The organism is Paenibacillus sp. FSL R7-0189 (assembly GCF_037969925.1).
GTDB lineage: Bacteria > Bacillota > Bacilli > Paenibacillales > Paenibacillaceae > Paenibacillus_AQ > Paenibacillus_AQ odorifer.
This window is the reverse complement of record NZ_CP150223.1, coordinates 5,326,219-5,348,337: the sequence shown is the minus strand read 5'-3', so window position 1 is coordinate 5,348,337 and position 22,119 is coordinate 5,326,219. Positions and strand designations below refer to the sequence as shown.

At 42.5% G+C, this 22,119-nt stretch carries 16 protein-coding genes; all 16 read right to left on the bottom strand.

Going from position 1 to position 22,119, the window contains the following annotated elements; genetic code table 11:
- Nucleotides 1–151 precede the first annotated feature (151 nt).
- Nucleotides 152–5,671, bottom strand: coding sequence for a discoidin domain-containing protein (locus MKY63_RS23420; RefSeq protein WP_339809909.1), 5,520 nt, complete (start codon nt 5,669–5,671; stop codon nt 152–154).
- Nucleotides 5,672–5,702: 31 nt separating this feature from the next.
- A complete protein-coding gene (locus MKY63_RS23415) occupies nt 5,703–5,939 on the bottom strand; it encodes a hypothetical protein (RefSeq protein WP_339809908.1) in 237 nt (78 codons plus the stop codon).
- A 23-nt stretch (nt 5,940–5,962) separates the two neighbouring features.
- Nucleotides 5,963–7,138 (bottom strand): glycosyl hydrolase family 28 protein, encoded by a 1,176-nt coding sequence (locus MKY63_RS23410; protein WP_339809907.1) that lies wholly within the window; start codon nt 7,136–7,138, stop codon nt 5,963–5,965.
- Nucleotides 7,139–7,244: 106 nt separating this feature from the next.
- A complete protein-coding gene (locus tag MKY63_RS23405; protein WP_339809905.1) occupies nt 7,245–8,831 on the bottom strand; it encodes an extracellular solute-binding protein in 1,587 nt (528 codons plus the stop codon).
- Nucleotides 8,832–8,918: 87 nt separating this feature from the next.
- Nucleotides 8,919–9,782 carry a carbohydrate ABC transporter permease gene (locus tag MKY63_RS23400; protein ID WP_076146465.1) on the bottom strand — a complete coding sequence of 288 codons (864 nt, stop codon included), beginning with the start codon at nt 9,780–9,782 and terminating at the stop codon, nt 8,919–8,921.
- 30 nt (nt 9,783–9,812) lie between these two features.
- Nucleotides 9,813–10,787 (bottom strand): ABC transporter permease subunit, encoded by a 975-nt coding sequence (locus tag MKY63_RS23395; RefSeq protein WP_036688267.1) that lies wholly within the window; start codon nt 10,785–10,787, stop codon nt 9,813–9,815.
- Between the two features lie 195 nt (nt 10,788–10,982).
- The gene (locus MKY63_RS23390) at nt 10,983–13,214 is read right to left on the bottom strand and encodes a helix-turn-helix domain-containing protein (RefSeq protein WP_339809901.1); all 2,232 of its coding nucleotides are present in this window, start codon (nt 13,212–13,214) and stop codon (nt 10,983–10,985) included.
- Between the two features lie 208 nt (nt 13,215–13,422).
- Nucleotides 13,423–14,040 (bottom strand): glycerol-3-phosphate acyltransferase, encoded by a 618-nt coding sequence (locus MKY63_RS23385; protein WP_339809900.1) that lies wholly within the window; start codon nt 14,038–14,040, stop codon nt 13,423–13,425.
- The gene (locus MKY63_RS23380) at nt 14,040–15,131 is read right to left on the bottom strand and encodes a glycosyltransferase family 2 protein (RefSeq protein ID WP_339809899.1); all 1,092 of its coding nucleotides are present in this window, start codon (nt 15,129–15,131) and stop codon (nt 14,040–14,042) included. The genes MKY63_RS23385 and MKY63_RS23380 overlap by 1 nt, the downstream gene beginning before the upstream one ends.
- A gap of 65 nt (nt 15,132–15,196) precedes the next feature.
- Nucleotides 15,197–16,399 (bottom strand): MFS transporter, encoded by a 1,203-nt coding sequence (locus MKY63_RS23375; protein ID WP_111504491.1) that lies wholly within the window; start codon nt 16,397–16,399, stop codon nt 15,197–15,199.
- A 10-nt stretch (nt 16,400–16,409) separates the two neighbouring features.
- Complete coding sequence (locus tag MKY63_RS23370; protein ID WP_111504493.1) at nt 16,410–17,447, bottom strand: ROK family protein; 1,038 nt, start codon at nt 17,445–17,447, stop codon at nt 16,410–16,412.
- Between the two features lie 186 nt (nt 17,448–17,633).
- Nucleotides 17,634–18,149 carry a GNAT family N-acetyltransferase gene (locus tag MKY63_RS23365; RefSeq protein ID WP_339813601.1) on the bottom strand — a complete coding sequence of 172 codons (516 nt, stop codon included), beginning with the start codon at nt 18,147–18,149 and terminating at the stop codon, nt 17,634–17,636.
- A 2-nt stretch (nt 18,150–18,151) separates the two neighbouring features.
- The gene (locus tag MKY63_RS23360; protein ID WP_076182471.1) at nt 18,152–19,354 is read right to left on the bottom strand and encodes a Gfo/Idh/MocA family oxidoreductase; all 1,203 of its coding nucleotides are present in this window, start codon (nt 19,352–19,354) and stop codon (nt 18,152–18,154) included.
- On the bottom strand, nt 19,351–20,211 hold the full coding sequence (locus MKY63_RS23355) for a metallophosphoesterase family protein (RefSeq protein WP_339809898.1): 861 nt from the start codon (nt 20,209–20,211) through the stop codon (nt 19,351–19,353). Before MKY63_RS23355 ends, MKY63_RS23360 begins: the two co-directional genes overlap by 4 nt.
- 12 nt (nt 20,212–20,223) lie before the next feature.
- Nucleotides 20,224–21,132, bottom strand: coding sequence for a carbohydrate ABC transporter permease (locus MKY63_RS23350; protein WP_232061393.1), 909 nt, complete (start codon nt 21,130–21,132; stop codon nt 20,224–20,226).
- 12 nt (nt 21,133–21,144) lie between these two features.
- Nucleotides 21,145–22,035, bottom strand: coding sequence for a sugar ABC transporter permease (locus MKY63_RS23345; protein WP_111504501.1), 891 nt, complete (start codon nt 22,033–22,035; stop codon nt 21,145–21,147).
- Between the last annotated feature and the right edge of the window lie 84 nt (nt 22,036–22,119).

Genomic DNA, 22,119 nt, shown 5'->3' with positions numbered 1-22,119 from the left:
GTTCATTTTTGATTATAACACCTATAGGTGTTATGTCAATTTACAGAATTCCCTAATTCTCCGTTCGTTATTCAACGTCTCAATCCCTCTAAAAAAGCCCCTCCCTCGGTCATCCCGAAGAAAGGGCCTTCCTATTTCATCAGCTCTATGATCAGTTTCTTGGCTTGACAGTTACTGTGATTTTCTCACTAGATGTCTCGCCTGATGCATTGACTAATACTGCGTAATATTCATATACACCTGGTGCTTTATCTTTAAGTTTCGTAACTGTCATCTGAGCCGCAGGGGTAGCCGTGTTTAGTGTCTGGGTGTCGATCACTTCTCCATTCTCATACAAACGGTACTCAGTACCATTGGTTCCCCACCACATATTCATCATAACGTCATAAGTTCCATCCCCGCTCCAGTTGTCGTGGGATACTATAGGCTTACCCGGTGTTGCATCGGTAACAGTAAGGATAAGCGGATCGCAGGTTGTCGAACCGAAGCTGTTGACCAGCTCGCACGTGTACGTGTAGGTTCCATTTGATTTGCCCACAATATCCGTACTCATGGCTTGCGCATTCGGTGAGCTGTCCGTCAGCATCTGGTTACTGATCAGCACATCGTTTTCATAGAGCTTAAATTCGGTACCGTTGTTCCCCCACCAAAGATTCATGGTGACGGTATATCTGCCATCTCGAAGCCCGGTGTCGTGCCCATTATTGTCAGATAACACTGGCTTTCCAGGGGCTCCACCAGCAAGCGGAGTTGTATTCTGGAGCCATTGTGACCAACGGACTAGAACCTCTGCCTGCTCAGAAGTGAATACCTGATTACTCTGGAGGATCACTTCACTATTAAAAGCTTCCAGCAAGCTGTGAACTTCTGCGCCAGCATGCTGCTGAGCTTTTTCTTTGGCGTTAGCCAGCTGCTGCTTAAGTGAATTGGTTACATTTTCTAAATCTGGAGCATCTGTCTCAGCTGCAAAATTTTTGGTTAATGCCGACAAGCTGTCAAATGTCGCATATACACTATACGAATGTTTTGCCAACCCGACATTGCCCGCCGCATCCTCGGCTTTCGCAGTTACACTATGAGTTCCCGCTTCCAGCGTATACGCTTTAACATCTGCGAGCGTTGAATCACATGGCGAATAAGTGATGCCTGATACAGTATCAGCTGCACTACAGGTGATGTTTAATGTCTGCTCTATGGTATAGGAAATCTCTCCGTTAATTACCACCTGTGGTGCGGTCCGATCAATCTTCACCACAGCTGTCTTCTGCGGCTGTTCCACATTACCCTCTCTATCAACGCTCCAATAAACTAACTTATGTGTTCCTTCATTGGACAAAATAACTGAATTCCCGGTTTGCTGCTCGCCATCGTTTACAGTGAAATAGGTTGCCGCAACACCAGAGCCCGCATCTGTAGCTGTGAAGGTTACCAACGTATCCTTGTTGGTCCAACCTTGTGGTGCATCATCCATTGTCACCGGAGCTGTATGATCTGCCCCTTTCACTACACCATAAAAGCGTAATTCTGCCATGTTTCCAAACCAATTACTACTATTATAGATACGGATATAACGATAGGCTTCTGCGTTACTAATACTTAAGGTCTGCCAATCCATCGTTTTTCCTGCAGGAGAGGAGATTGTCGTCCAGCTTGTATTATCATTCGAACCCTGAACCACAGTCCCATTGATTCGTGTAAAATAATTATCTTGCCTGGAAAGCACCTCTGCCTTGAACAGCTGAACCCTATTCCCTTCTTTAAAATCAAACGTTATAAATCCTCCATATCCACTGCCATTTACCCGAAAATCCGTAATTGAGCCTGCATTTCCATCGAATAATAATCCCGCAACATTCCTGAGATCAGTTGGTGTTCTCCCACTGGAATCACTTAAATTAGTAATCGCAAGCACATTACTAATCAACTCGGTCTCATCGGGAATGTACAGAGATGAACCATCTGTAGTTGATGTTTTTTCCGGCCCCTCGATTCCCTCCTTTGACTTGTATTTAATACTAAAGTTCACAGGCCCAGGTTGTACGTTATTGCCCATGACCGCTTCAGCCGTCCAATTGATCTTATCGACAGTAGCAATGGTTGCGACTTGACCCTGAATATTGACATTCACTTGGTTAATTGCATCGCTTGCTTTAAAAGACAATTTCACCGTGTTCCCAGACACAATTCGTTTCTGGATACTTTGGTCGGAGCTAATGGATACCGCATCAAGCTTTGAATTGATTTTAACATCACCATACAAACGTAGTTCAGCCATGTTTCCATACCAGTTGTTTCCATTGGTGATGCGGATATAACGATAGGGTTCTGTGCTGTTAATCGTCAGCGTCTGCCATTCCGGCGTATTCCCGGCTGCATTAGAGATCGAAGTCCACGTCACATTATCGTTGGAGCCTTGCACCACTGTTCCATTAATTCTGCCCGCATAATTATCTTGCCTTCCGATTACTTCTACCCTAGACAGCAATGCCTGGCCGCCTTCTTTAAAGTCAAAGGTTAGATATGCACCATAACCACTGCCATTTAAACGAAAATCCGTGATAGAACCTAAATTATTATCAAATAAAACTTTTGCTGTTGCCAAAAGATCAGCCGGATTCCTTCCACTGGAATCGATTAGATTTGCTATCTCAAGCACATTAGCGACAAGCCCTGTCTGATCTGCAATGAATAAAGTAGAACCATCTGTTGTAAAAATAGTCTCTACAGCATCCTCTACAGCTGCCGTTTTATAATTGATTTTAAATTTCACAGTACCTGATGGAACATTTTCATTCACCACAAGCTTAGCTGTCCAGTTGATATTGTCCACAGAACTGACTGCAACAGGTTGACCCTGTATATTGGCCGTGACATTATGGATCATTTCTGTAGACTTAAAGGATAATTGAATCGTATCCCCTGGAATAATCCGATTTTTTAAGCTTTGATCTGAGTGAATGGACACGGACTCTAATTGATTTACTGTCTCATACCGCTGGCCAAAGATTCTAAATTCACCAATTTCCAGCATAGTACTCGAAGGCTTTATCATTTCCATTTTCAAAAATCGGAATTTTTCATGCTCCAGGCCTGCTTGAACCTCTAGTCTCTGCATATCTTCAGTAACTGTTGTCAAACCGGGGGTTAAGCGGGTCCAATTTTCTTTATCATTCGATCCGAACATTGCAACGCCGCCAATTCTCTCCGGAAAACTAGCTCTTACCTGAAGCTCAAAGCTTTCTGCTGATATTTGAAAATCCGGTCCTAAATCCATGTAATGCGCCCGATCCTGCGCTGTATAATACCCCACAAAACTATCATTTGTGTTGTCCAGCAGGTTCGGGACTGCATTACCAAAGGTTGAGCTAACAAACATATTCGTAAAATTAACACTTCCATCTTTCATTAATGGCGTCAATTCTTTAAGACTTTGCACTGCAAGATTCAGGTCTAATAACTTCTGATAGAAGACCTCATCAGTGGCATTAGTAATTACATCTATTACCTCAGCGTGCACTTGCTTATAGTGAGCTAACGTTGCCGAAATGTAAGACACATCAGCATGATAAGGAGAAATGACAGCGGTGACGGCAGAATGCCGATCATTCGCTACTACAACAGTAACATCCTTGGTTGTAACCGAAGTTCCGTCTGAGGCACTCACTACAAAGGAGTACGTTCCCGCATGTGCTCCAGACCAAGAGAAAACACCTGAAGTTTCATTGAACAGTGCGCCCTCAGGTAATTGATCCGCTTGATAGGCAACAACATCCGTTGCACCTGCATCTGTCGCAGAGAAATCAAATTGAATTGCAGCTGTAGATCCCTCATAGGTAAATAAAGATACTGGTGCTTTTCCTGATGTAAATACTGGAGGGGTAAGCTGTGCCCCAGCTTTTAAATTAATATGGTCAAAATCGACTGTTGTCCCATTTCCTTTTACATTAAAATAGACAAGATCGCTGAAGCCTTGGAACTCATTGAACGCATACTGGATATACCTCCATTGCCCCTTAGTATCAGGCAGCGTAACGGTATCGCCAAACACCTCCATGGTTGCTATGCCATTAGTCCGAATCTTAAAAGCAATGGTTCGTTCACCACTGCTTGCACCCACAAAAGCAATTTTACTGCCCTCATCTGTTGCGGTAATTTCAACGTAAGTAGTGTCTCCTTCTTGTTTTGTGGTGGAGTGACCATCAAGCTTCGTATACCGGTCTTCTAATTCTCTCAAATCTGGATTCGTTATCACCTTCGGCAAATTGAGCGTACCCTCGCCCTCAGCTTCTTTAGGAATGTACAGCCAATAATCCCCGCCTCCATCCGGAGACTCCCAATAGAAAGGCAATCGCTTAGCAAACATCTCGCTAAAATAAGGAGCTTCAACCTCCATATTTATTCCAGCTGTATATTTATAATAATAATAAAGGTCATAGACATTACCGCCAATTCTCCCCCTGTAACCGCCAGCCAAGTGTTTATAGATAATCGTTGGGTTTCCATTTACATCTGTATGTGCCGCCACTGGAATCCATGGTGTATCATGTCCAATCATATACTGCGCAAAGTAGTTGGCAGCTTTTAAAATCCGTTGATCTAAAAATTCATACGGCCCCACCGCATTTGGCGCACTAGAAACAGTACCCTCTACCGGATGAACCTTTGTTTCCTGAGCCAATAATAAACGTGATAAAATCTCTACATTCGTTATATCCCCAGCGCCATGCGCCTGATCTCTGCCCATTTCAACATGCTGAACTACGGGAGGGTTAACTTTTTCCCCTGTTACAATATTTGTGTCAACCCATCTGAATAAAGCTTTTATCGCACCATTTTGCCCCTGATCGACAGCGGTTTTATTGACGGTAAACCATTCAACTCCCTCATTGTATCTATCTTTATTTCCTGTAAAAATATAACCTGACATAGCTCCAAGCAGCGGATAAAGATGCTGGTTCATAAAACGATCATTTGTGTGTTGGAATGTTTCAATAACCGGATTAATAAGATTATTCGTAAAATCAGCGACATCTTGTTCCGTCCATTTCAGCTCTTCAGTTTGAGTACTTGTGTACCTTAAGATTTCCGCCGCAGTAACCATTCGATTAAGCGGAATTCCTGTATGAATATGTGCATCATTAAAATACACGTATTTCTCAGGGTCCATCTGTGACCAAATCCGGATAATATGCATGGCATTAGCTCTGTAAACCTCATCACCCGATATTACATACAATAGAGCTTGTGTATAAGCCTTCAACCCATCCGCTATAAATCTTGAATTAAAGCCTTGGCTATTAAAAGCATCGCTCGCTGGTTTCAACGGATCCGCACCACTTTGATTATTAGAAGTGACCGTCCTCGAAGCCGCCGGAGACAGGAGCATCTGATTGTAATAAGTGATCCAGGGTTCTTTTTGCGCCCGTACCTGTGTCCTAATATTCTCAAGAATATCCTTGGTCAGGCCAACACCCGGATGTTTGAATCCGCTTTCATCTATAACCTCATTAATGGCAGGTTGGTAATCCGTAATTATCGACAGCTCTGTCGATTCTGCTGCGGCTCCTTCTGCCGATAAAGGCACTAGCGTTACCAACAAACTTAAGGAAACTGTGATCCTAAAAATACGTTTAAGCGATTTTCCAAAGAGTAGCTGTTTAAATGAATTCATTGTTCTCCTCCATTCATTTACATCCTCTGATTTAATGCAAATAAATACCGCTGGCAAATTCATTCACTACAAAATGTTTGTTATTCAGGTCGACAATAACCTCTCCATTAATCTGGAGATTATAAAAATAAATGTCCTTCACACCTCTTTCCTCGTCATAGCCGAATATACCGGAAGGATTGGTATTCTTCCCATTGTAGGTGATATCGCTAAACTCTATATTTTCGATACAGCGTCCTGGCACCGGATTATAGGTTTTATTCCACACCACGCGGACATCAAACAGCTGACCTAGTTCGAAATCTCCACCCGGATATTTTTGAAAGTAACCTTACGAACGGTATTGTTGTCCCCTGCACAGATTGCCATAACCCCCCAATAATTTTCCTGCGGCTCGTGATGCTCAAGCACATCGATATTTTCAAACCAAATATTTTCTATAAAATCGCCATTATGTTGGTGATCACCATGAATACCGACATGCATGGCATGAGCAACGTCCGCCCAGAGTATGGAATCTTTAATCGTGATATGGCGTGAGTCTCCATAATACTCTCCACGGCTGCCGTAAATGGCAATGCAATCATCAGAAGTTCTCAAGAACACATCTTTAATATCCACATTTGAGCTAGCCATCATATCAATTCCATCACACCAGCCGCGTGTACTAAAAGCTTTGAAGTTATGAATGCGAATATGCTTAGACGCTCCGATATATATACTGTAATGCGGAGGATCAAGCGTGATGATCCCTTCGATCTCAATCTGTTCAGAATGCTGGATTTGAACGCCTCTTAAATAAGTGGTTTTCTCCATATCCGCCAAATACAGAACACCTCTGCCGCGAACAACAACATTCTCAGCATGGTCAATCATTATGGATCCGCAAAGGATCGCGCCTCCAGCAATATAAACGGTGGTCCCAGAAGGGATATGCAGCATTGGATTCTCGAATTGATGAAGCCCGGGCATAAAATATATCGTCTGACGCTCCCCATTAGCCCTTTCTGACAAACGCTGAACTTGTTCTGCGATAGCCGCAAATTGATGTATTCCTGGTTGGACAAGCACTACATTATCAGCGTCAAGTTTAGGTGGGGCTGTCTCCAAGGGGTTGGCAAAAAGATGCAAGTTACTAAAACGTTCTCCATTGATTTCAATGGAAAGCTTACACGGCTGCTCCAATGTGAACAAAAGGGTATTCTCTTCGATTTGAAAGGAGATTTGGGAGGCCAAAGGGCGAATAACCGCTTGTTCAATCTGTTGTTTTTTACAATGAACAGAGATCTCCACCGTGCCTTCCATATCAAAATAAACCATCGATGTCGACCGAACCTGATGCATATCCACCTTTGCTTCAAAAACAAAAAGAGATTGCCATACCCCACCAGGCTCTCGTACACTCACTGTAAAATCGTCTTTCCCCAGGGCTTCATTCGGCTGCTCATAAATAATTAATTCGCTCATTTCTACCTCCGTTATCTTAGAATCAACTCACTTAAGGGTTTAATAAATAGGCTGGAGCAAGCTTTTGCTCCAGCCTATCATCCAGTACTAATCAGCGGACCCGCTGCTATTTACGATCTGCCAGCACTTTATTTACCTCATCCGTTACTTCCTGACCTCCAGCTTTTAGCCAGCTATCCTTGAAATTATCAAAATCTTTCCCCGTGTTCGCTTCTCCTGTAATCGCCTTGATAACAAACGTATCTTGCAACGTCTTCAGATTGCCCCAATACTTAGGTTTGCTGGTCAATACCGCTGGGCCTAGTACATCAAGCAATGGTGTGACACCTGGAGTGATCTTGTCTCTCAAATCCAGCAATTCTTGTTTTACCGTATGTTTTTCCATTGAAGTGTCTGTGGAGCTAAGTGGATTATAGAAATTGCCCGCTCCCATCTTCGGAGCACTAACCTCTTCATCCGCTTTTGGAATGGCAAGGTCCCCTTCCATATCATAGCTCACCCCCAATTGACCGAAACCTGTCAGCAGAAAACCTTCGGAATCCGTAGACACATATTCGAGAATTTCCATAATCTTATGACGTTTCTTCTCATCCTTTTCGAGTTGAACACCAAACAATACTGGCGCCTGTCTTGCACCATACGCGAAAGAATAAGCAACGCCATCTGGAGCTGTAAACGGCTTGCCAGGCACGAATATTTGACCTTTCTCTAGACCAGGTTTTGCGACAAACCCAGATTCTTTATAAAAATTGCCCCACTTCCCGTTATCCACCATACCCACTTTTTGGTCAGCAAATTTAATATTGATTTCGTTATTATCACTAGTTATGAATTCAGGATCAATCAGACCTGCTTTGTACCATTTGCTCAATAACGCCAAAGCTGATCGCGTCTCTTCTGTAATGCCTCCATAAATAACGTTCCCGGAAGCATCCTTTTTGAACTGATAAGGGGAAACAGCAAATGCTGAGAAGACACTTGTGAACAATTGCTCTGGAAGCTTGCCGCGGCCGATTAAACCGTAAGTATCCTTTTTCCCATTTTTGTCCGGATCTTCATTAACAAATTTGGTGAGTACATCCTCAAGCTCTTCCAGTGTCTTGGGTGGTTCTGAGTAGCCAATATTTTTTAGCCAGGCTTCATTATAGCCCGGAATAAATCCATCAAGACCACCTGGCCAAATTTTCGGGATCCCCCAGTTCTTTTCGTTGTATAAGCCTACGCCCCATGCCCCGGAATCAACCGAATCCAATGCTGCTGCATATTTCGGCATCAGGGATTCAATTTCAGCCTTATCAATCGTCGCAATAATCCCTTGATCTGCCCATTGCACCATATCCGTTTCGTTTGCATCGACCGGAAAGATATCAGGAATATCTCCAGAAGCTAGAAGCACCGAAAATTGTTCTTTCCAAGTTCCACGTTCCAATTTAATATTTTTGATTGTTACATTAAATTTCTTCTCAAGCTCGGTTTGCACATAGTTACCGTCTTCTTCTGGCGTATTAAAGTTGTTCGCCCAAATAATTTCAATCGGAGCTTCAGCTGCTGATGTTCCCCCTTGACCTTGGTTCGTCGGCTTCGTTTCGTTAGTGTTATTATTCGCCGCATTCCCGCCGCAACCACTCATGACAAGTGAAGCCGATAGGGCTATCGCAGCAATTTCCAACCATTTCTTGGATGTATGCCTCATATTCTTTTATTTCCTCCCTTTTCTAGTTCATCTATATATTTAGACAGCTCGCGGATATAGCGGACTGTTTAAACCGTTCTGAGCCTTCTAACCCTTAAGTGATCCAACCATGATTCCTTTGACGAAGAAACGTTGCAGGAATGGATAGATCATTAATATAGGCAGCGCTGTAAACATAATAATCGCCGCTTTGACCATTTCAGGAGCCTGCTCATTGGTAGGAAGTGGTAACATCGGATCTCCTTCGGCTGAAATAACAAGCCGTCTTAAGAAGAGCTGCAGTACAATCTTTGATTGATCCTGCATATATAACATTGCATCAAACCAAGCGTTCCAGTGCCCTACTGCAGTCCATAGGGCTAATGTTGCTAGAACAGGCTTCGACAGCGGAATAACAATCGTAAATAAGATCCGCATATCATTAGCCCCATCTATTTTAGCTGAATCCTCCAGTTCCTCCGGTATACCCATAAAGAAATTTCGCAGGAGCAGAAGATTAAACGTGCTGAGCAGGCCGGGGACAATATAAACCCATAACGAATTTATAAGTCCCAGACTTTTGATTAGCAGATAGGTAGGGATAAGCCCACCGCCAAAAAACATTGTTACGACAATGAACATTGTATAAAATCCCCGGTGCGGCAAATATTTGCGAGACAGCGGATATGCTCCCAGTGACAGAAACACCAGTGTGAGAGCCGTTCCTACAACTGTGCGAAAAACCGTATTCCCCATCGTTTGCCAGACTGTATCTGTTGTCAGTACACGCTTCCAAGCAAAGAAGGAAACTTCTTTAGGATAGAAATGAATTCCCGGCCGAAGGGCTTCCGCAGGTGTGCTAAATGATATAGAGAGCACATGCAAGAAGGGATAAATCATCGTAATACAAAGAACGATTACAAATAGGATTAGAAAGACTTGGAATACTTTTTCACCAGTGGATAGCTTCAATTGTAGTTACTCCTTCCTTACATACCTTCATTAATAAAGACCTTCCTGCCCCATTTTTTTCGTTATGAAGTTAGCAAATAACACCAGGATAAGCCCCACCACATTTTTAAATAATCCTACAGCTGTCGTGAGACTGAACTGAAAGTTTTGCAGACCTATCCGGTACACATAAGTATCTAACGTATCCGCCACCCCATAAACAGCTGGTGAATAAAGTGTTAAGACTTGATCGAAGCCAGCATCCAGCACACTCCCTACCCGAAGAATAAGCAAAATAGCAATCACCGGCAGGATCGAAGGAATGGTGATAAATAACGTTTGTTTCCAGCGATTAGCACCGTCCAGAACTGCAGCTTCGTACATTTGGGAATCGATGCTTGCTAATGCAGCTAAGTATATAATCGTTCCCCAGCCGATTTCCTTCCATATTCCTGACATAACGAGCGTAAAGCGGAAATATTTCTCGCTGCCTAAAAAGTAAATGGGATCAAAGCCGAGCCACTGAATAATATAATTGACCACACCCGAATTCGGAGATAACAGAGTGATCAATATCCCCCCAATAACGATCCAGGATAAAAAATGGGGTAAATAGGATATCGTCTGTGCAACCTTCTTGAAGAAGGAAAACCTAAGTTCGTTAAATAACAGCGCCAATATAATCGGTGCAGGAAAACCAAAGATGATATGGTAAAAACTGATAATAAGCGTGTTCTTAATAATTTTCCAAAAGTCGGGTGAAGCTGTGAACAAATATTCGAAATGCTTAAAGCCGACCCAAGGACTTCCCCAAATTCCATCACGAATAAAATAATCTTTAAAAGCCAGTTGAATGCCATACATCGGGCCATAAGCAAATACGGTATACCAGATGATCACGGGAGCTAGTAATAAGAATAAATATTTGTTTTTTTTGTATTGGCGCCAAGTATGTGTCCACCTCGAGACTTTCGGCTTAAGATTCTCTCCCTGTTTTTGAATGCCAGCAGTGCTTGCCGGGTTCATAGTTGTTTTCTCCTTCCGAATACGATTTTGCGTTAAGACTGTGTCTGAACACCCCTTACGTTAGGGCATTGTAAGCGCTTTTTCTATTGTAAATTCATTAAAATCAGTAAATTATCTTCGTATTGGGGCTATAATTTTTCAAACAAAAGAAAAGACAATCGCGAGACGATTGCCTTTTCCACATGGATTGGAGAATTATGCACTTGAATGGCTCGAATGGTTTGCATTGCCTGCATTCCTATACTGGACCGGTGTAACTCCGTAACGTGTTTTGAATTTGTTGTGAAAATATTGCGGGTTACGATAACCCACCTGAGCAGAAATCTCAGCCACGGACAGCTGCTTTTTTTCTCTTAATAAATCAGCCGCCTTCTCCAACCGCACTCGGGTTACATATTCAGTGAATGATTCATTCATAACGGTTCCGAACAAGGTAGAAATATACGATGGCGCCAACGAAGCAACCTCAGATAATTTATTTAGCGATAAATCCTCTTGAATATTATCATCGATAAAGATTTTTAATTTATGAATGATCTCTGTATGTGCGTGATTACCTGACTCTTGAATATAAGCTGTAATTTGTGCTGATAAATCACGAATGGAATCAAGTGTTTCGGCCAACGTCTCCTTTTTGAACTCATCGAACAGACTGGAAGGCGAAACGATTTGTTGCAGATCAAGCTCAATAATGGTCTGATACAGGACCGTAACCAACTGAAGCAGGCCTAACTCAACCGTCTCCAATTGGACATCACCTTTCTCCATGACCCTCTGGAAATCATCCATAAACCTGTTCATCGTAACGTCATTGCCTGCCTTTAATGCATTTTTATAAAGATCAAAAGAGAATAAGTGTGGCGTAACATCGTTAAGCGGGATATGTGAATACAGCACAATAGCTTCCGAACCATAGATAAACCGATATCGATAGGCATGTAAGGCATTTTGATACGAAAAGGGGATTTCTTCAGGTGCCTGAACCTTCGATCCAAGCGCCGCTCCAAAGTGTAGTTGCTCGGGTAACCCATTTTTTATAAGCTCCAGCTCCTTCAATAATAAAAGCTCCAGCTCATCGTGATCCTTATTCAACTCACTGAAATAGATAAGCGCCGCTTCCTGGGTATTTAAGCTGACGAATTTATAAAAGCTATAGGCAGCATGCTGTTCATAAAAAGCCCTGAATTCCTCGCAATCTCCCTTGGTTATACGAATATAGCTAGTCATGTAATGGCATTGCAAAGGTAAATAATCGTAGTAATCCGAGCCAACGCCTGCACCTAATACCAGATTTTTTAGTTCATTCACTTTAGCTTTGGATTCTAAGGTTTCAATTTTTTGACCTAGCTTTGAGATTGTACTACCAATAATAGCGAACTCATTTTGCGAATAGTTTACGGTGCCTGGATGATAAAAGCTGCGAACATTGTTTACAAGCTTCTTCATCGGAACATATACACGTTTGGATATCAAATAAGCGAATAGAAGCCCAATTAACAATACCAGGATACAGCTGACAAATATTTGACTCTTCAGCTGCTTTGATGAGGATACAAATGAATTCATAGGCCGTATTAATACGTATTTCCATTGATTATTCGAGGTTTGGTCATTTTTAAAAGACAACACATATTTGTCTCGTTTATTATAATGAATTTCCTTATTATTCCCCGCTGACTCCATCCATTGCTTAGCAGTCTTAAGCCCCTCTTCGACGTTCGAGCCCGTATGGATAATAGGGCTGCCCTTTTCATCAAAAGCATACAGCTTTTCCATCGGCGAGCTCATCGTGCTGGAAATCATTTTATTGATGTATTCTAAGCTAACGTCAATATACATAGTGCCGGTTGATGTTTTTGATAAAGCACCATAGGGAAGGGCGATTGCGTAAGTCAATACCTCTTCTTCATCCGATAACGTTCTATAAGTCCAGCGGTTTAAGGCTGGTGCCACTGAAGTTTTCAAGAAGGAAGCATCTGGAGAATTGTCCAGCTTCGAATAAAACTGGCTGTTATCGATGATATAATTTCCTTTCTCGAAGTATGTGGATATTTTGTAAACGCCTTCATTAGTAAGCTTGAAAATTTCGAGATCCTTGCGAAAAGCTAATATTCTGCTCGTATTACCTTCCCATTCACTGTCCAGTAAATAATTCAGCATAGATTGATTCTCTAACGACAAGGTAGACACTGCCCGGTTGCGGATACTATTTTCGTATTTTTGCAGCAGCGTATTCTCCACAAAATCACTTGAAGTCATCAGTCGTTGCTTACTGTCTCTGGCAATCTCATCCACCATTAAGCGATTAGCCTGAACATACAGATAACTGCCCACAAGTCCGATTAAAACAACGGCTAATAATGTGAATGAAAAAATCAGATGGGTGAACCATGTGCCTCCATTTCTTAGTCTGCCGCCGATCTTCATCACAAGCCCCCCTTTAGTTCATAACCCTATCTCTGTAACTTTCTAAATTGAAAGCATTTATAATTAAAGATACTAAAATGCACCAACTTTAGCCATTATAAAATCTTCTGTTTAAAGATAACGCATCTTATATAACCGAAAAAAACAGGCTTCCCCGAAATTAATCGCTGGAAACCTGTTTTTTAACCTAAACGAGATAAAAGTAACTTCAATGCCTCCGCTCCCTTTTTAAATATTCCTTCACCCATGTAATCCATTCTAACCTGTGTGTATACACAAGGATCACAAAGCTCCCAAGCCATACCCACAGGATAGGAGCAGACCACTTACTGATGCACAAATAGACAAAAAGGAGCAGCATTCCGATAACCACTTGCACACCATCCGAGACAGGTGAATTTCCTCTGCTTTTGTACCCGCTGCCGAGCACTTTCAACACTGCCAGGATGACTGCTAACGCTAAAGAGGCTTTGAATCCTGTCAACGCACTCCATACCCCAAAGGTTACGGCGATCGCCTTCCCTCCTTTTCCTTTAAGAAATGGAGAGAAGGCATGACCGGCAATAGGAGCTAAGGCCAGCGGAATAATGAAATAACCCTGACTATAATGACTTTCCATTACCCATAAAAGAGGCAGATACCCTTTTAAAAAATCCAACAATACCCCAAAAATTCCGAATTTATAGCCAGATGACTTCCATAGATTCAAAGCCCCCGGATTACCGTCGCCTATGACCTTTAAATTCTTTTTACGCGCCAGCCCAAGCCAATAGGAAAACATAAGAGATCCCGACAAGAATAAACCCGCGACCCACAATATGATCATTAGTCCCTATGGCCTCCCACCTGGATATGCCTTCCTTTCCAGCTTACATGCCTCAGAAAAACGACCTGATATATCGAATAAAGCATAATCAGGATAAAGAAAAGAGTAGCAACCACGTGAAATACTGGAATGACGATGCCAAAACCCCCTACATATTTAATAAAATAAAAGAGCTGGAACATATAAAGGAGATAACCAATGAGTAACGGCAATCCCCAGGAAGTATTCGCAAAAATAAACACGGTTTCTGAGATGATGAGCCCGACCACCCAAAGTGCAATTGGAATAATCGTCCGCGGGCTTAACGTTGAGGTGCTTAAGACAGCCCCTTTACTGAAGCCTTCAATTTCACTTTTTATCCCCTTCGGATACATACGAAAAGATACTAAGCCATACCCGATAAAATTTCTAATGGGAACACCTGCCGCGATAAACTTCTCTCCTAAAGACAAATCATCCAGCACTTCAGATCTAATGCTTTGATGGCCATTAACTTTTTCGTAATCCTGCCTTAAAGCTAGAATACACGAACCGTATAATCCTTTTTTGGCGTTATTCTTTTCAAAAACAGAGGTGAATGTGAGGATCCCCAGCATATTCATGATTAAGGCAAGTTTCTCAAATAGCTTTTCTGTATGATGAAAAGGAACTACCGAAATGACACCTTTCGATAGCTCCCTTGCTTTTAATAATGAGGCCAGAGCGTTAGGCTTTAACCGGATATCTGCATCCAGAAAAGCAAAAATATCGCCCGAGGCTTGTAAATACCCATTCCATACTGCCCAGCTCTTGCCCGTCCATCCCTCAGGGAGACTACTGTTCGCAATAACCTTAACTCCATAGCTTTCGGCAATTTCCTTGGTCCGATCCTCCGAGAAGTCATCCACAACAATAATTTCATAGGGAGTAACGGTTTGGAGCTGGAGAGAGTCGAGCAGAAAACGCAAATTATATTCTTCATTTCTTGCGGGGATGATGATGGACAATTTCTCCGGTCCTTGAAAATGTTCGTGATCAGCGGCCAATATATTCTTTCTAAACAATATAAAACCGGAGAGACATCCAACACCTATAATAATTAACAACCACATTTACAGCTCCCCCATCCTATAGCTATATATATGAAGGGTTAGTCCGTAATATATTCAATTCAAATTTAACCGACATTTACTTTTGCTGAGTATTGATTAAGCTTTTCTGTACACAAGAGCATAACGATGGCGAAAAAAACGATCATCGCAGGAAAAATACCCAGCGTGAATTTCGAAGCTAATAAGCCGATAAAAGGCGGCATCAGCGTGGTGCCGGTATAAGCTGTTGCCATCTGAAAGCCCATAATCGACTGAGCATGTTTCTTCCCGAATCGTACAGGGGTTTCATGTAGCATACACGGAAAAATGGGGGCTAACCCTAAACCTATAATCATAAATCCTACAAGTGAAACTATAGTTGGAAGCGGCAATACTAACAGCACCGTACCGATTAAAGCAATGAGCTGACCATATCGAATTAGCTGTTTATTACTCATTTTAAAAGTAATGAAACCCGTCACCATTCTACCAAAGGTAATCCCTAGATAAAAAAACGATACCCATGTCGCTGCAGTTGATGCAGGAATGTCTTTAATGTTTACAAGAAAGCTGCTCCCCCATAACCCCATACTCGTTTCGATGGCAGAATAAAATAAAAAGGTTAACATTGCTAGCTTTACCCCTCTTAATTTCCATGGTTTTGTGTTTTCTGCGGCATGCTCTAGCTCCGGATGACTAAAATCAGGATCACTTTCAGCATTCGGGTGGTTATTACTCCCAGCCACTCTATCCCATAAAGGCAGTGTAACGAATAGAATAATAACTAAGCTCAATTGTATGTAAGCAACCGTAAGATAACCTTGCCGCCATAGACCTTCTCCAGAGATAAAAGAGCCCATAATAATAGGACCCAGCGTGGCGCCCACTCCCCAGAAGCAGTGTAACCAACTCATATGATGGGCTTTATAGTGCGTAGCCACATAACTATTTAATCCGGCATCTACAGATCCCGCACCTAAACCAAGTGGAATTGCAGCAATAATTAACCAGACTAACGAAGGTGACCATGCAAAACCAAGCAACGCTACAGCAGTCATGATACAGCTAATAAGAGTCACTTTCCCTGTACCAAAACGTTTAAGGATAACACCACTCATTAAACTGGAAACAATTGTCCCTACTGCAATAACCATCGAAAGAATTCCAGCAGTACCTAATGAAGCATTTAAGTCCATTCTCATCACTGGCCAAGCGGAGCCAAGCAATGAATCCGGCAATCCCAAGCTAATAAATGCTAAATAAATAATAATAAGAAAAAAAGTTGCCATAGTTATCTCCTTAATTGTTCTCATCTATTTGTTGTGAAACTAATAAGCCTAATCCAAGACTTTGTAATCCATTCAGATAATCACGTTTCAAGTTACTTACCGCTAACGCTGGAAGATGCTCCTTCGGAACGTATGTTGCACTTCGTTCGTAGATTTGATTAAGCATAGCTGGAGCTAATTCATCCTCACAAAAAATAATATAATGCGGATTCAAAATAGAAGTCATAGTAGCCACTAATCGACTAATCGCATCCACACTATGATTCGATTGCATATTTGATCCACCAGGATCTCCAGTTAATGCCTCTATGAAATTTTTATGATCATACTGTGGCAAAAATTGAACTTCTCCTGAAAAAAACGTCTTTCCTCGCACGATTTCACCATTGACCGCGATCCCAGCCCCCGGACCATTTTTCCCTAAATACAGATACATTAGAGATATATTCTCTTTCAAATTTCGTTGCGTCATATAGCCGATTACAGCAGCATTCATATCATTTTCCACGATTGTCGGAATAGATAGTTGATCTTCTATGTGTCTTTTCAAATCTAAATTCTGATATTTCTCATAACCCGGAATCAGAAAAATCTGCCCATGATTCACCGCACCTGGAACTCCAATAGCCACAGAATGGATTTTAGGATTGGCCTTTTTTTCATTTTCAATAAGCATGACCAGTTTACTAACATCTTCCTCAAGAATACTGGGCAAACTCCCTTCTTTGATTACCTCCCCAATGCAATTATAGATGGTATAATTGGTTTCATTTTTTTCCAAAAAAATAGCCATCCCTAACCGATAATTCGGATTATAGGTGTATCTTATTGCCCTTCTTCCCCCACTTGACTCATCCAGACCGCTGACCGTTATTTCCCCTGCCTCTTCCATCTGCATTAGAAATTTACTTATCGTTGGGAAACTGTATTGCAATTTATGGCTTAACTCTGCCTTCGTTGCTTTTCCTAGTTCTAATAATGCTGTTCGAATATTTCGGATAATTTCAGATTTCATTTGCTGTGAAGGAAGTCGTTTCTCACTGGCCATGGCTCTCCCACCCTCTCACCTATAGTCATACTGACTTATTAAACGCGTTTAATAAGTCAGTATGACTATAGCAGCAATTAAACCTACCGACAAGTTAATTCTTGAATCAAGTTTCTTCCGTAGGTGCCAGAATGAAATAAGGAGGCGTATAGCCCCCCTAATCCCTCGCATTAATCATTATCAAAATCAAAGCCTTTGCAGGATTCGCTCCCACCTTCCAGGATGACTATCGTCTAAGTACACCGGCTGAAATCCTAATTTCAAATAAATACGGATGGCGGGCAGTCTGAAATCATCGGTTTCTAAAGAGGCTGCCGCTCCACCTGATTCTCTTATTTTGTGCAAAACAGCAAGACTTACAGCATAACCGAGACCTTTGCCAGAATATTCCGGAAGCACTCCAACCATATGCAAGTACCAGCTCTTATGGTCTCCACTGCTTAATTCCCAGGCCGTAGCTGTCGCTACAGGCTGATCCCCGCGGCAAATGAACAACAAGCGATCAGAATAAAACGGCACATGATCACTGATTTTATCCGCAAATTTAACTTCTCTCGTAAAAGAATGACGGATAAGATCCTCCCAATTCCGCTCATCCTCCGGCTGGAAGGACGTAAGTCGATACCCAGCGGGGCAATGAAAAGCAGGCAAGTCGGACAGTATATCTTTTTTCATTACAAGTTTGGAAAGCGCCTGTTCCACCGTCAAATTCTCACCTTCGATCTAAAATCAGGAAAAGCTATAACTTTCCCACCCATCTCTACAGATTCCATAGATAATGTAAACACAGAGCTCCAAGTAACGGCATCATATACGTCCACTGAAGGGGTTCGATCCTCCTGAATCGCGGAAATGAATTCCTCAAGCACCATAAAATCACCTCCGCCATGTTTCGTCCCAGCAGCGTATTCGCCCCATTTTTTCCATGTTGGATGATCATAAAGTGGCTGATAGCTGCTTAGCGGCTCCCACAATTCCTCTCCATCCTCTATATTTTTGGGCGAAAGATTCCTGAACCAGATCAAATCTTCTTCTTGCTGATGGCGGCCCGTAATATACGCCCCTTCAGTTCCTTGCAGCAAATAATGAGTTTTATTATGAGGTCGTACAGAGCTCCAATCTACACGCAGCTCAATCAGTACACCCTTTTCCGTTTGGATGACCGCAACCGCACTGTCGCCTTGCCGCCAGAAACCTTCACGCGCTGCCGGATGATCTTTTCCATAATGCTCTCCAAAATAATATTGTAAGGATCTTGATTTAGAAACAAAAGTCGAGATGCTTTTTAATCGATCTCCATCAGGCTTATTGAGATTAATCCATTGGGCGACTGGACCTATAGAATGCGTCGGATAATTGATCCCGTTATACTGCTGATGTAATTGCCCCCGCCAAGTCAGAGATCCATCCGGATGATGAGTCAAGTGACGCAAATCATGGATGTATCCGCCTTCCAGATAAGTAATTTCACCGAACATGCCTTGATCCGCCATATGTTTAATCGTCAGATTGGAGCGCGAGAAGCAGTAATTTTCAGACATCATATATTTAAGTCCAGTTTGTTCAACAGTTTCGATAAGCTCCCAAGCTTCCTCTAAAGATTGGATCGAAATCACTTCGCTTAGGACATGCTTACCCGCTTTTAAAGCATCAATAGATTGTCTGGCATGCAAATGCATGGGGCTTAAGATAAACACCGCATCTATTGCCGAATCTTTTAACATTTCATGATAATCCCGATATGTTCGGATGTCCGGAAATTTCTCTTTCCATTGATTAAGAACCCACTCATTCAAGTCACAAGTGGCGGTCAGATGTATCCGATCCGATAGAGAGTATAGTGCATTCATAAAACTGGCCCCACGATTCCCGCCTACGATAGCTAATCTTACTGGCTGGCGATTCATTGCTGGTCCACCTGCTTTCTGTCCCTTTGAAGTCGATTGATGATTAGTTCCTGATCTCTCGCCTCCCCTTCAGCCTGCGGATATTTTTCATAATCAAAAATGCTGAACGTAAATAATGAAGACCATTTACTCAATTGCTCGCTCGCCAGACTCACCATCTCTAACCGGATCTCATCTTCAAGCACAGTGAGAATTCGAGCAGCAGGAATATCCAGAATGGAGGCCGTTTGAATGAAATGCCAGTTTTCTTGTCTAACGATGGAATGTACATGATTATGGCCGTTAAAATAAAAACCCACACCTTGCCACTGCTTCAATATCGGCCAAATATCCAAGCTGGGATCCAGTGACATCATCGGTTCGGTTGATCTAGCGGTCGTATTATACAGGGGATGATGGCCAAAGACGAATAGTGGCTTATCTGTAGTCCGCTTCATTTGTGCTTCGAGCCAGGCAAGCTGTTCATCATCGAGTGTTCCGCTCCAATCGTCACGATTTTCCCGTGCGGTATCCAGCAATATAATAATTGCATTGATCTCTTCGATAACACTATATCGCTGCTGCCGGGTGACGGAAAGGATTTCTTGCTTAGGATAAGTGTACGTATCATGATTGCCAAGAACATGTAGAAACCGCCTAGGATACTTGCTGTCCTTAATCTTACCCAGAATATAATTAAATTCGCTAAATTCTCCTGCATGCACCATATCTCCTACAGAAATATGATAATCGGCTGGGATGGACAAAAACAGATTCATAAATTGCTCGTAAAAAGCATCTCGTGCTTCTTTAATCAAAACCTTGTTGTTTAACAATTCGTCCGGATAATGTAAGTCTCCGATAATCGCCAGCCTCATAAATGCCTCCTTCTAACCTTTAATGCCAGAGCTCATAAAACTACCTATCACTTGCCGCTGGAACAATAAAAATCCAATCATTAACGGTGCCGAGACAATCAACGTAGCCGCGCAGACATCAGACCACTGTGCACCCGATTCCGTGGCTTTTGCGAACATCGCCAATCCTACAGTTAACAAGCGATTTTCTTCTGAATTGGTCACAATTAACGGCCACAAGAAATCATTCCAATGAAAGCTGACCGACACGATGGCAAAGGACACATAAATCGGGCGTGACAGTGGAACATAGATTCTGGAAAGAATATGCAGCCGTGAAGCGCCTTCCACCCGGGCAGCTTCATCGAGCTCATAGGGTAATTGCTTAAAGGATTGTCTTAAGAGAAACACTCCAAAGGAGGAAGCAAAGTAAGGCAGCATAATCCCCAGCTTGGTATCCAGCAGACCCATTTCATTCAACACCTGATAGTTCGAAAAGATAAGAACATCCGGCGGCACCATAATTTGCACCAAAAATAACAGGAATAGCAGCTCTTTTCCAAAGAAACGTACCCGTGCGAACGCATAAGCAGCCATCGTCATCGTAACGAGTTGCACAGCAAGTACAACACTGCACACCAGCAATGTATTCATTAAAAATCGTCCAAACGGTGCTCCATTCCAGACATGAATCAGATTCTCAAACGTCCAGCTCCAAGACCAGCCCGAACCGATAGCGACGTCTTTGGGTAAAAAGGCCGTTCTGACCACCCATAGGAAGGGAATGATCCAGGCCGCGGCAAAAGAAAATCCAGCCGCATGCCACAGTATCTGCCCGATTCGGCGCTTCGTTTTTTCTGAGTTCAACATGCGCTCCTCTTCTAAAGCTTTACGTGTATTCTGCCTTAATACTAAGGGCAGCTTTAATGGATTATCCTCCACGGATTCCACCTCCTATTCATAATGAATTTTCCGATCCCAGCCAAAAAACTGCAAAGAGGAAATCAGAAGCAACAGCACAATCATGATTACCGTCATCGATGCAGCCATTCCTTGATCGTAGAAATTAAAAGTGGACTCGTAGATATAATAAAGCAACAGGTTGCTTGCATTGTTCGGGCCGCCTTTTGTCATAATCCAGAGATGGTCAACCAGCTTAAAGGAATTCGTTATCGCCACAACAGCCACGAACAATGTAGTCGGCATCGTGAGTGGAATTGTGATTCTACGAATGGAAGTAAACGTACCGACTCCGCTTACAGCAGCCGCTTCATATAAATCCTTAGGAATCTGCTGCATTCCTGCTAAATAAAAAATCATAAAATATCCGGCTTCTTTCCAAATCATCATGATCACTAATGCGCCCATCACCGTATCAGGTGTTCCCAGTAAATTCACAGGCTGATCTGCGATCCAAGAAGCCAATCTGGCGAAAAGCCCAAAATGAGGGGTATACAGAAACAACCAAATGTTCGCCACCGCGATCATTGGGATCATATTCGGATAGAAAAAGGAAAGACGTGCCAGTCCCCGCCCTTTTATCGCCTTGTCGGCAAACAGTGCCATCAAGAAAGCCAAAACTATTGAGGTTGGTACTGTACCAAGGGCGAACCATATATTGTTACTGAACACCTTCAAAAAAACATGGTCATGCAATAGATTAGCGTAATTGTCAAAACCTACGAACAAAGGCTCAGGAGTCGCTAAGTTTTTCTCATAAAAGCTGAGCCAAAGGGATTTAAACATAGGGTAATAAGTAAACAAGCAAAGAAAGAGCAGCGAAGGCAACACAAGTCCCCAGCCGAATCCGTTTCGTCTAAGCCTCTCAGTCCATCCGGCATTCATACCATTCAATCCTTCCCTGTTAAAGGTTGTTACGATTATTGAATAAAGGAATGACGCCAGAACAAGTTACCAGTCTATTCTGGC

Coding starts and splice junctions, on each gene's coding strand:
- MKY63_RS23420 (WP_339809909.1), bottom strand. CDS start 5,671: ATGAATTCATTTAAACAGCTACTCTTTGGAAAATCGCTTAAACGTATT.
- MKY63_RS23410 (WP_339809907.1), bottom strand. CDS start 7,138: ATGAGCGAATTAATTATTTATGAGCAGCCGAATGAAGCCCTGGGGAAA.
- MKY63_RS23405 (WP_339809905.1), bottom strand. CDS start 8,831: ATGAGGCATACATCCAAGAAATGGTTGGAAATTGCTGCGATAGCCCTA.
- MKY63_RS23395 (WP_036688267.1), bottom strand. CDS start 10,787: ATGAACCCGGCAAGCACTGCTGGCATTCAAAAACAGGGAGAGAATCTT.
- MKY63_RS23390 (WP_339809901.1), bottom strand. CDS start 13,214: ATGAAGATCGGCGGCAGACTAAGAAATGGAGGCACATGGTTCACCCAT.
- MKY63_RS23385 (WP_339809900.1), bottom strand. CDS start 14,040: ATGATCATATTGTGGGTCGCGGGTTTATTCTTGTCGGGATCTCTTATG.
- MKY63_RS23380 (WP_339809899.1), bottom strand. CDS start 15,131: ATGTGGTTGTTAATTATTATAGGTGTTGGATGTCTCTCCGGTTTTATA.
- MKY63_RS23375 (WP_111504491.1), bottom strand. CDS start 16,399: ATGGCAACTTTTTTTCTTATTATTATTTATTTAGCATTTATTAGCTTG.
- MKY63_RS23370 (WP_111504493.1), bottom strand. CDS start 17,447: ATGGCCAGTGAGAAACGACTTCCTTCACAGCAAATGAAATCTGAAATT.
- MKY63_RS23360 (WP_076182471.1), bottom strand. CDS start 19,354: ATGAATCGCCAGCCAGTAAGATTAGCTATCGTAGGCGGGAATCGTGGG.
- MKY63_RS23355 (WP_339809898.1), bottom strand. CDS start 20,211: ATGAGGCTGGCGATTATCGGAGACTTACATTATCCGGACGAATTGTTA.
- MKY63_RS23345 (WP_111504501.1), bottom strand. CDS start 22,035: ATGAATGCCGGATGGACTGAGAGGCTTAGACGAAACGGATTCGGCTGG.